The 9750-nt window shown below is 73.6% G+C and carries 11 protein-coding genes; 7 read left to right on the top strand and 4 right to left on the bottom strand.

Going from position 1 to position 9750, the window contains the following annotated elements; all coding sequences use genetic code 11:
* Positions 1–277: 277 nt before the first annotated feature.
* Positions 278–1204, bottom strand: coding sequence for a hypothetical protein (locus ACERUN_RS01210; RefSeq protein WP_370287720.1), 927 nt, complete (start codon positions 1202–1204; stop codon positions 278–280).
* Positions 1205–1378: 174 nt separating this feature from the next.
* Complete coding sequence (locus ACERUN_RS01205) at positions 1379–1537, bottom strand: DUF5679 domain-containing protein (protein ID WP_224127705.1); 159 nt, start codon at positions 1535–1537, stop codon at positions 1379–1381.
* Between the two features lie 136 nt (positions 1538–1673).
* On the opposite strand from ACERUN_RS01205, the gene ACERUN_RS01200 reads away from it, so the two are divergent.
* The 3 genes from ACERUN_RS01200 (at position 1674) to ACERUN_RS01190 (ending at position 4742) form a co-directional block, all read left to right on the top strand.
* On the top strand, positions 1674–2525 hold the full coding sequence (locus tag ACERUN_RS01200) for an enoyl-CoA hydratase/isomerase family protein (RefSeq protein ID WP_370287719.1): 852 nt from the start codon (positions 1674–1676) through the stop codon (positions 2523–2525).
* Positions 2526–2955: 430 nt separating this feature from the next.
* Positions 2956–4092 (top strand): PHP domain-containing protein, encoded by a 1137-nt coding sequence (locus tag ACERUN_RS01195; RefSeq protein WP_370287717.1) that lies wholly within the window; start codon positions 2956–2958, stop codon positions 4090–4092.
* A gap of 74 nt (positions 4093–4166) precedes the next feature.
* Positions 4167–4742 (top strand): M48 family metallopeptidase, encoded by a 576-nt coding sequence (locus tag ACERUN_RS01190; protein WP_370287716.1) that lies wholly within the window; start codon positions 4167–4169, stop codon positions 4740–4742.
* A gap of 107 nt (positions 4743–4849) precedes the next feature.
* On the opposite strand, the gene ACERUN_RS01185 is transcribed toward ACERUN_RS01190, so the two are convergent.
* A complete protein-coding gene (locus tag ACERUN_RS01185) occupies positions 4850–5398 on the bottom strand; it encodes an NUDIX hydrolase (RefSeq protein ID WP_370287715.1) in 549 nt (182 codons plus the stop codon).
* Positions 5395–6819: a zinc-dependent metalloprotease gene (locus ACERUN_RS01180; protein WP_370287714.1), complete on the bottom strand. Its 1425-nt coding sequence runs from the start codon at positions 6817–6819 to the stop codon at positions 5395–5397. The genes ACERUN_RS01185 and ACERUN_RS01180 overlap by 4 nt, the downstream gene beginning before the upstream one ends.
* Positions 6820–6965: 146 nt before the next feature.
* On the opposite strand from ACERUN_RS01180, the gene ACERUN_RS01175 reads away from it, so the two are divergent.
* From ACERUN_RS01175 to ACERUN_RS01160, 4 genes are all read left to right on the top strand, one after another.
* Entirely contained in the window at positions 6966–7394 is a 429-nt protein-coding gene (locus ACERUN_RS01175; RefSeq protein ID WP_370287713.1) for a molybdenum cofactor biosynthesis protein MoaE, read from the top strand.
* Positions 7395–7483: 89 nt separating this feature from the next.
* Complete coding sequence (locus ACERUN_RS01170; RefSeq protein ID WP_370287712.1) at positions 7484–7864, top strand: hypothetical protein; 381 nt, start codon at positions 7484–7486, stop codon at positions 7862–7864.
* Between the two features lie 108 nt (positions 7865–7972).
* Positions 7973–9010 (top strand): PDZ domain-containing protein, encoded by a 1038-nt coding sequence (locus tag ACERUN_RS01165; RefSeq protein WP_370287711.1) that lies wholly within the window; start codon positions 7973–7975, stop codon positions 9008–9010.
* Positions 9011–9107: 97 nt separating this feature from the next.
* Positions 9108–9698, top strand: coding sequence for a PPA1309 family protein (locus tag ACERUN_RS01160; protein ID WP_370287709.1), 591 nt, complete (start codon positions 9108–9110; stop codon positions 9696–9698).
* Positions 9699–9750: the final 52 nt, after the last annotated feature.

Genomic DNA, 9750 nt, shown 5'->3' with positions numbered 1-9750 from the left:
CCTCCCTCCACACCCGCGTTCCCGCCCCTGTGTTCGTGGCATCGGGGTCGTAGAGTCGGCCCAGGCACGACGAGCGCCCCGACACCGCGACCGACTCCCGGCTTGTCACCTGCGGTCGCTGCGGTGCCCAAGTCGACTCGCCGGCACCGCTCGACTGGACGACGGCGCTCGAACGCGGGCGCCTGCGTCACTTCTGCGCGCTGTGCTCGCGCACGCACCTGCGCTCGATGGAGGCCAAGCTCGACTCCGAGTGGTGGTGAGGCTCCGGCTGCGGGCTTCAGGCGCCGCGGCCGAAGAGGGCGTCCCAGCTGCACCCGCACTCGGGGTGACGGCCCCAGGCGGTGGTGACGGGCGGGCCGTCGGCGGGGAGGTCGACCGTGGCCGACCAGGTCGTCGGCTCGGCTCCCTCCGCCAGGGTGCCGAGGTCCCGCACGGCCCAGGCGAGGGCCAGGTGGTCGAGCACCTCGTCATGCGGTGGTGGACGACGCTCGGCCGCGCGGGCCGCCTGCACCAGCAGGAGCGGGCGCCGGGGGTCGGGGAGGGCCTCGTGGGCGTCGACGCACCGCACGCAGGCCGTGTCGCCCGGCAGCACGAGCGGGCCGACCCGCATCCGCGTCGCGTCTCCGCTGACCACAAGGTGCGCGGCCCCGGCACGGACGAGCGGGTCGACGCGCTCCCGGTCGACGACCCCGCCGGTGAGGAGGAGGTGGACCGCGGCGGGATCGTGGGCGGCATCCGGGTCGGGGGCCGGCATCTCGGGTCGCAGGCCCGCGGCGAGCAGCAGCGGATGGACCGCCTCGACGAGCCGCGGCTCGCCGCGCACGACCACCCGCAGCGCAGCGCGGGCGCGGCGGCGACGTTCGGCGTCCGGGCCGCTGCGCGCGAGCAGGGCGCGGTCGAGATCGTCGGCTTGTGCGCCGGGGAAGGGGATCAGGAGACCTGCCTCGTCGAGGCGCCGCAGCGCGGCGCGCTGGTGCGTCGTCCACGCAGGAGCGGTGGGATCGGCCGGATCGGGGCTCTCGAGCAGCAGCCCGGGGGCGGAGTCGAGGGCGGCCAGCAGCTCGCCGACACCGTCGGCCTCCTCCACGCGCAGGCACGGATCGTCGAGACCGACCTGCAGCACTCCGGCGCCGCGCCGCAGCACGGCGAGGCCGGGGCGAAGTCGCCACCGGACCGGACCGGGGAGGCGGTGGGGGGAGCTCACAACCGCCAGCCTGGCATCGATCGAGGGGGGCCGGATCGCTCCTCCACAACCGTCGAGGTGGGCGTCGGAACCGACGCGACCCCCCGGCCCGCAGGGGCCGAGGGGTCGGAGTCAGGGTCTCGTGGGCGTCGGCCCGGACGACGCCGGGCGCACCCGCGAGGGATCCCGCGAGGCTCAGGCCTTGCCGAGGATGCGGTTGAGGTTGGTGCTGCAGACGGGGCACACGGCCTTGGCCATGCGCGTGCCCTTCTCGTTGACCTTGACCTCGCCCTCGGCCTGGCGCTTCTCCTTGCACTTCACGCAGTAGAACTCGCCGCTCCAGGTCTCCGCCATTGACGGCCTCCTTGCTTCTTGCTTCTCATCGGTCGTCGACGGGGCACGTGGGGGAAGCCCGCCGGGGCTCGGAGTCTGCTCCGAACCTCCCTGACCCTACGGCACGCCGCCCGGGAGTCGCAGTAGCGTGCCCCGCATGTCTGATCCGAGGCCCGAACCGACCTCCGCGCACGAGGCGCCGGAGCGCCCTGCAGCGCCCCCCGAGCTGACCCACTTGCGCCTCGAGCGGCCCGCCGACGGGGTGGCGCTGCTCGTGCTCGACCTGCCCGAGCTGCGCAACGCCATGAGCGACGAGATGACCGCCTCGTGGGTGCGCGCCGTCGACCACCTCGCTGCGGATCCGTCGGTGCGCGCGGTAGTGGTGACCGGCGAGGGGCAGGGCTTCTGCTCGGGCGGCAACCTCTCGTGGCTGGCCTCCGAGCCGGACGCCACCGTCGACGCGCTGCGCACGCGGATGCTGCCGTTCTACCGGGCCTGGCTGTCGGTGCGCCGTCTGGAGGTGCCGACGATCGCGGCGATCAACGGCGCGGCGATCGGCGCCGGCCTGTGCCTGGCCCTGGCCTGCGACCTGCGCTTCGCCGCCCGCGGCGCCCGCATGGGGGTGCCGTTCACGCGCCTGGGCCTGCACCCGGGCATGGCGGGCACCTACCTGCTCCCGGACGTGGTCGGTGCCGCCGCGGACCGCGACCTGTTCCTCACCGGCCGGCTCGTGGACGCCGACGAGGCCCTCGCACTCGGCCTCGTCTCGCGGGTGGTCGACGGCGCCGCGCTGCGCGAGGTCGCGATCGAGGCGGCGAGCGGGATCGCACAGGCCGCGCCCATCGCCACCCGGCTGACGAAACGGGCCCTGCAGCGACCGCACGCCTCCCTCGACGTCGCCCTCGACTGGGAGGGCCTCGCGCAGCCCGTGACGCTGGCCACCGACGACCTGCGTGAGGGGATCCTGGCCGCCCAGGAGAAGCGGAGCCCGCGTTTCGAGGGCCGCTGACATCCGCTCGGATCCGCTGGAATCCCCGGGGGCGGCCGGAGATCGCGCCCGGAGACCGACGAGGCCCCCGGGTCCGCCGCCGCGTTCGCCTTCCCCTTGCCAACGCGGTGCGACCCGAGGGCCTCATCGGGGACGACGCTAGGGAGCCGTGCGGGGCGCGGTCAATCCGACGCGCCCACCCCTGTGGATGAGATTGTGGACGCGATGGTGGAAAGGGTCCGGAAACAGTGGATGAGCGAGGAACTTCCGTGAGCGTCGTGTGGAGCGCCGGCGGTGCGCGACCCACCGGTACGGTCCCCAGTGTGCCCATGACCTGCGCGAACACTTCCCACAGGTTCATCCACTGCCTGTGGAAGAAAGAAACCCGGCGTCCACGACGCCGGGTGGTCCCGGTCACAGCGCGCCGCCGGGTAGGAGCAGGGGGCGCCGGGTGAGCGGCGAGGACGGCGGCGTGCCCCCCGAGCGGGCGGACGCCGGCACCGCGTCACCGGCCGGTGCCTCGGGCGACCCATCGATCGACCCACCGGCCGCCAGTGTCATCGGTCCCGCGGTGGCCGCTCTGAGGCGTATCGCGTTCCTGCTCGAGCGCGGCCGCGCCGACTCCTACCGGGTCAAGGCGTACCGCGCCGCGGCCGGTGCGCTGCTGGCGCTCGGGGAGGACGAGGCCGGTGAGCGGGCGTCGTCCGGGACCCTGACGGAGGTCGCGGGGATCGGTGCCAGCACCGCCCGCGTGATCACCCAGGCGGTCGAGGGGCGCACCCCCGACAAGCTGCGCGAGACCGAGGAGACCCACGGCGGGCCGCTCACCGCCGATGGTGCGGGGGAGGCGCTGCGTGCGCGGCTGCGGGGCGACCTGCACTCCCACTCGGACTGGTCCGACGGCGGTTCGCCGATCGAGGAGATGGCGATGACCGCCCTCGAGCTGGGCCACGACTACCTCGTGCTCACCGACCACTCGCCCCGGCTGAAGGTCGCGCGGGGACTCTCGGCGGAGCGGCTCGCCCGCCAGCTCGACGTCCTCGACGCCGTGAACGACCACCTCGCCCCCACCGGTTTCCGAATGCTGCGCGGCATCGAGGTCGACATCCTCGACGACGGCTCGCTCGACCAGACCGACGAGATGCTCGGACGCCTGGACCTGCGCGTGGCCAGCGTGCACTCCAAGCTGGCGATGGAGCCGGAGGCGATGACCCGCCGGATGATCGCCGCCGTGCGCCAGCCGTGGACGAACGTGCTCGGCCACTGCACCGGCCGGCTGGTCACCGGCAGCCGCGGCACGCGCGCGCAGTCCCGCTTCGACGCGCGGGCGGTGTTCGAGGCCTGCGCGGAGGAGGGCGTGGCAGTGGAGATCAACTCCCGACCCGAGCGCCGGGACCCGCCCACCCGCCTGCTGGAGCTCGCCCGCGACATCGGCTGCCTCTTCTCCATCGACAGCGACGCCCACGCACCCGGTCAGCTCGACTTCCCGGTGCTCGGCTGCGCGCGCGCCGAGGAGGTGGGCATCGAGGCCGACCGCATCGTCAACACCTGGCCCCTCGAGCGCCTCCTCGACTGGGCGCGGCCGTGAGCAGCGCTGCCACGCCCGCACGCGGTGTGACCGACATCCCACCGTGGCGGGTGGAGGAGTTCTAGGGTCGGGCCATGGGAGCGCGGGTCGAGGTGCGGCGATCGCGTCGGCGACGACGCACGATCGACGCCTACCGCGAGGGCGACACGATCGTCGTCCTCGTGCCCGACTCGCTCTCGCCCACCGAGGAGCGGGCCTGGGTGCGTCGGATGGTGGCCCGCGTCGAGCGGGCCGAGCTGCGCGCCGCCGAGCCCCGAAAGTGGGGCGACGACGAGCTGATGGCCCGCGCGCTCGCTCTGAGCGACGCCTACCTCGGTGGCATCGCGAAGCCCGAGTCGGTGCGCTGGGTCGGCAACCAGCGGTCGCGATGGGGATCGTGCACGCCGCGTGATCGCACCATCCGGCTCTCCGAGCGACTGCAGCGCATGCCCGAGTGGGTGATCGACTACGTGATCATCCACGAGCTCGCCCACCTCATCGAGCCCCAGCACGACGAGCGGTTCTGGGGCTGGGTCTCGCACTATCCCGCGGCCGAGAAGGCCAAGGGCTACCTCGCCGGCTGGTCCGACGCCGCCCGCATCGAGCGGCCGCCGTCCGAGCGGGTCGTCGGCTCCCACGACGCCGCGGAGGGCGGGGCGCCGGCGGGTTGAGATTCACCGGTGCACCGGCGAATCTCGTGCTCCTCGTATGAAACTTCAGCCGACAAGCGCGAGATTCGTACGAGTAGTTCCAGCATCGGACGCGGACGACGGCGGGTTCAGCAGAGCAGGTCGCGCACGCGATGGACGAGCACGACCATGCTCGGCTCCAGCTCCGGCAGCGCGTCGATCGGCCACCAGCGCACGTCGAGCGACTCCTCGCTGACCACCTCCTGCGCACCGCGGGCCGCGCGGGCCCCGTAGCGGACGTCGAGGTGGCTCACCCCGCCGCGGGGGTCGCAGAACGGCACCAGGTGGACGTCGAGCTGCAGCGGCCGGTCGTGGAAGTGCAGGTCGGAGGCCGCGATGCCGCTCTCCTCGAGCGCCTCGCGCAGCGCCACGCCAGCGAGGGTGGCGTCCTGCTGCTCGGCGTGGCCGCCGAAGGCGAACCAGCGCTGCGCCTTGCGATGCAGGTTGAGCAGGACGCGCTCGCCGGCGTCGTCCACGACGAGGGTGCCGGCGGTGAGGTGGTCGGGGTACGACGAACGCCACATGCCGTCGGGGGTGGTCTCCAGGTGGGCGACCATGCGGCGGCGCAGCGTCTCCTGGTCGGCGTCCGGCGCCGTCCAGGAGCTCAAGGTGGCGAGGGCGTCGTCGTGCAGGCTCACTTCTCGCCGGACTCGCCGGACTCGCCGGACTCGCCGGGCTCGCCCGACTCGCCGGACTCGCCGGACTCGCCCGGGCCGTCGAGCAGCGCCCGCAGCTCGGCGTCGAACTCGTCCTCGCTCAGCGCCGCGGGCGCGGTGGCGTCGGCGCGGAAGCTCAGCGGGTCGTCGAGGTCGGCCTCGGTGGGCAAGAGGTCCGGGTGGGTCCACACACCGTCGCGCGCCTCGGGGCCGGAGCGGGCGCGCAGCGCGCCCCACAGGGTGGAGGCGTCGCGCAGGCGGCGCGGGCGCATCTCGAGGCCGACGAGGGCAGCGAAGGTCTGCTCGGCCGGGCCGCCAGCCGCCCGGCGACGGCGGACCGCCTCGCGCAGCTTGTCAGCGGTGGGCATGCGGCCGGCGGTCGCTTGGCCGACGACCTCGTCGACCCAGCCCTCCACGAGGGCGAGTGCGATCTCGAGGCGGCTCAGCGCCGCGGTCTGGGCGGCGGACTTGGGCGGGTCGAACAGGCCGTTCTCGATGAGCCCCTGCACGGACTCGAGATTGGTGGGGTCGATGCCGCGCAGCTGCTCCTGCACCCGGTCCTGGATCTGCTGGGCGTTGATCTCGAGGCCGCGCGCGTAATCGGTGACCGCGCCGATCAGGTGCTCGCGCAGCCAGGGTGCGTGCGCGAAGAGTCGCTGGTGAGCGGCCTCGCGCAGCGCCAGGTAGAGGACGACGTCGTCCTCGCCGACGCCGAGGCCCTCGGCGAACGAGCGCACGTTGCTCATGACCAGCGCCGCCTTGCCCGGGGCACCGAGGGGGAGGCCCACGTCGGAGGCGGTGAGCACCTCGCCGGCCAGCCCGCCGAGGCCCTGGCCGACCTGCATCGCGAGCATGCCGCCGACGGCCTGGCCGATGATGCCGACCAGCGGGCCGGCGGCGGCACGCATCTCCTCGGGCAGGCCGCTGGAGAGGCTCGCGACCGAACGTGCGGCCACGGGCTCCACGAGCACCTTCCACACCGGCAGGGTCTCCACGATCCAGTCGGCGCGGCTCCAGACGGCGCTGGTGCTGACGCCAGAGGCGAAGTCGGTAGCGGTGTCGAGCCAGTGATCCGCCAGCTGGACGGCGTCCGCGACCCGGTCGCGATCGCGCTGCACCGGTGAGGGGTCGGCACCGGCGGCCACCTGCTTGCGAGCGATGTCGGTGGCGGCGTCCCAGTTGAGGGGGCCGTCGAAAGGCTGCATGAGCGACTGCAGCTGCTGGAAGAACGCCATCCCGCCGGGGAACCCGCCCGGAAGTCCGCCGGGACCGCCCGGGCCGCCCGGCCCGCCGGGGAACATGCCGCCGAAGGCGCCGCCGAGGGAGTTGAAGAGCTGCTCGAACGGCGTCCCCTTGAACGGGTTGGAGTCGTCGTCGCCAGGGCGTCCGGAGTCACTGCTCATGGTGCGAATCTACGCCGCGGCAGCAACCGGTCGCGAGCCGATCGCCCCCGTGCGACGGCCAGTTCGCCCAGGGCGTAGCGCCCGCGGGGCAGCGCCGGGCGGACTCGTCGCCGGCTGATCGACGGGGCGGTCACTAGGGTGCAGGCATGAGTGATCCCGCGGTCCGCCTCGTCGCCATCTCCGAGGAGCCGCTCTCGGTGCCCGACGTCCTCGCCAGCCTGGACGACGCGACCGCCGGCGGCCTCGTGCTGTTCGTCGGCCGGGTGCGCGACCACGACCACGGGCAGGGCGTCGACGGTCTGAGCTACTCAGCGCACCCCAGCGCGCTGCAGCGACTGACCGAGGTGTGCGAGGCGGTGGCGGCGCGCCACGACGTCACCGGGGTGGCCGCGGTGCACCGGGTCGGAGACCTCGCGATCGGCGATCTCGCCGTCGTCGTCGCCACCACCGCGGGCCACCGCGGATCCTCCTTCGAGGCCAGTCGCGACCTCATCGACACCCTCAAGGCCGAGGTGCCGATCTGGAAGCACCAGCGCTTCAGCGACGGCACCGACGAGTGGGTCGGCGTCCCCTAAGTCGGGCCTAAGGCGGGCCCGGGGTGGCCTGCGCGACGCCTCGGGCGTGGCGGCGCCGAACCGGACGGTCGGCGACTTACGCTCGTCGGGTGGAGATCCTGCTGTGGCTGCTGCCGGCCGCCTTGACGACCGCCGTCGCCATGGCCGGCGTCGCGTGGTGGGGGCGCGAGGGCCGCGGCGAGGTCGACCGCGAGGACGCCGCACGCCGCCTCGGTGAGGCCCTGGCGCGCGAGCGCCGGGTGCGCCCCGGCTACGCCGCGCCGCGTCGTCCTGCCGAGCGCAGCGGGGGAGTTGCGATGCGCGCGGGCGCCGGGCCGAGCGCCACTCCCGCACTTCCAGTAGAGCCGGTAGAGACCGTGCGGGAGCAGGCACCGCAACCCGTGCGTCGGCCGGCTCCGGAGCCCTCCGCCGCCCCTACGCTTCCCGGAGCCGAGGAACCGCCCGCGGTGCAGCAGCGGCGCGCTTCCTGAGGCATCGCTGAAGGCTTGCTGAAGACTTCGCTCAGCGGTTGGTCGGCGACCGCCGATCCACGCTGGGCCACGCTGCGCCGCGTTGGCCGGGTCTGAGAAGGTAAGGCCATGAGTCAGCGCATCGTCGCCGTGTGCATCGCCGCACCACTGGTGCTGATCCTCGGCGGACTTGCCCTGGCGGTGCCGCTCCCGTACGCCTCCTACAGCCCCGGGCCCACCTTCAACGTGCTGGGCAAGGACGCCGACCAGGCCGAGGTGATCCAGGTCGACGGCGCCAAGGCGTACTACGACGACGGCCAGATCCGCTTCACTACGGTGCTCGCCTCCGGCTACAACCAGAAGCTCTCGCTCGGCGCGGCGCTGAGCCGGTGGCTCGATCCCGACAAGGCGGTCGTCCCCTACGACGTCGTGCACCCCGCCGACTCCACCGCCACCCAGGAGAAGGCGGAGGGCGCGGTGGAGATGACCACCTCGCAGGACGTCGCGAAGGCCGTGGCGATGCAGGAGCTCGGCATCACGGTGCCCTCGGCCATCCAGATCGCCTACGTCGACCCGACCGGTCCCTCGTCGCGCAAGCTGCTGGTGCGCGACGTCGTGAAGAAGGTCGACGGCAAGCCGGTGGCCACCAGCAAGGACATCCAGAGTGCGGTCGAGACCCACGACGACGGGAGTCTCGTCGAGCTGCGCATCGAGCGCGACCGTCGCGAGCTCACCGTGCGGATCAAGCCGGCGATCGTCGACGGCAAGCCGCGCATCGGTGTGCAGCTGGGTCAGGGCTACGAGTTCCCGTTCACCGTCAACCTGCGCGTCGACCCCAACGTCGGCGGCCCCAGCGCGGGACTCATGTTCTCCCTCGCCATCTACGACACCCTCACGCCCGGCTCGCTCACGGGCGGTCGCACCATCGCCGGCACCGGCGAGCTGCTGCCCGACGGCACCGTGGGGCCGATCGGCGGCATCGCCCAGAAGATCGCCGGCGCCCAAGAGGCCGGGGCCACGCTGTTCTTCGTGCCGAAGGACAACTGCGCCGACGTCAAGGGGCTCGATCCCGACCTGCGGCTGGTCAAGGCCACGACCATGCACGAGGCCCGCGAGGCCCTGCAGACGTGGGTCAAGGACCCCGGGGCGACCCTCCCCACCTGCTGATGGCGCCGACGGCCCCTGTGGACGACGTCCGCGCGGCGTCCGCGTCGCTCCTGCCTCACCTGCGCACCACCTTCCACCGAGAGCCGAGGACCTCCGCATGAGCCTGGACCTGGACGTCGACCCGGCGCTGGCGGCCGCCGTCCTCGAGATCGAGAAGCACCACGCCCAGGGCGGCTGGGACCAGCCGGCCCGCCTCTACGCGCTGGTCGACACCGCCGATCTCGTGCAGCACGAGCCCGACCTCGCCGAGCAGCTGGGCCTCGACGCCGCCTCCGAGCAGGGCTCGCTGACCCCGGTCGAGCAGGAGGAGCTGCCGGCCGGTCAGCAGCTGGAGCAGGTGCTGCCGGGCATCCTGTGGCCGCCGGTGGTGGTCGGCTGCGCGGCCGTCGTCGAGCGTCTGGTGCTGCCGCCGGCCGCCGACGGCCAGGTCCCGGACGATCCCGAGGAGGCTCTCGCGTTCGCGCGCGAGCACCCCGAGGCCCAGGAGGTGCGCATCGTCGCCGGGGTGACCCGCCACGGCGCCGCGTACTGCGCGCTGCGCCTGCGCGCGGAGGACCACGACCAGGCGGTGATGGGCGGCTCGGACCTGGTGCCGGCGCTCGTCGAACTGCTGCAGGCCACACTGGCTGAGGAACCTGACGCGCCCGACGAACGTTCGACCCAGGAGGGCACCGATGGATCCCGCTAGCCCCGCGCCCTCGCGCACCCCAGCCCGACCCGACACCGACCCGAGAAGCCGA

Source organism: Nocardioides sp., from assembly GCF_964229035.1.
In the GTDB taxonomy this organism is placed as follows: Bacteria; Actinomycetota; Actinomycetes; order Propionibacteriales; family Nocardioidaceae; genus Nocardioides.
The sequence above is the reverse complement of the archived record's forward strand: the minus strand, read 5'-3'. Positions and strand labels throughout refer to the sequence as shown.

Bases quoted from the DNA above. Each gene is read 5' to 3' on its own strand.
- ACERUN_RS01205 (WP_224127705.1), bottom strand. From the start codon at position 1,537: ATGGCGGAGACCTGGAGCGGCGAGTTCTACTGCGTGAAGTGCAAGGAG.
- ACERUN_RS01160 (WP_370287709.1), top strand. From the start codon at position 9,108: ATGAGCCTGGACCTGGACGTCGACCCGGCGCTGGCGGCCGCCGTCCTC.
- ACERUN_RS01180 (WP_370287714.1), bottom strand. From the start codon at position 6,819: ATGAGCAGTGACTCCGGACGCCCTGGCGACGACGACTCCAACCCGTTC.
- ACERUN_RS01200 (WP_370287719.1), top strand. From the start codon at position 1,674: ATGTCTGATCCGAGGCCCGAACCGACCTCCGCGCACGAGGCGCCGGAG.
- ACERUN_RS01190 (WP_370287716.1), top strand. From the start codon at position 4,167: ATGGGAGCGCGGGTCGAGGTGCGGCGATCGCGTCGGCGACGACGCACG.
- ACERUN_RS01175 (WP_370287713.1), top strand. From the start codon at position 6,966: ATGAGTGATCCCGCGGTCCGCCTCGTCGCCATCTCCGAGGAGCCGCTC.
- ACERUN_RS01165 (WP_370287711.1), top strand. From the start codon at position 7,973: ATGAGTCAGCGCATCGTCGCCGTGTGCATCGCCGCACCACTGGTGCTG.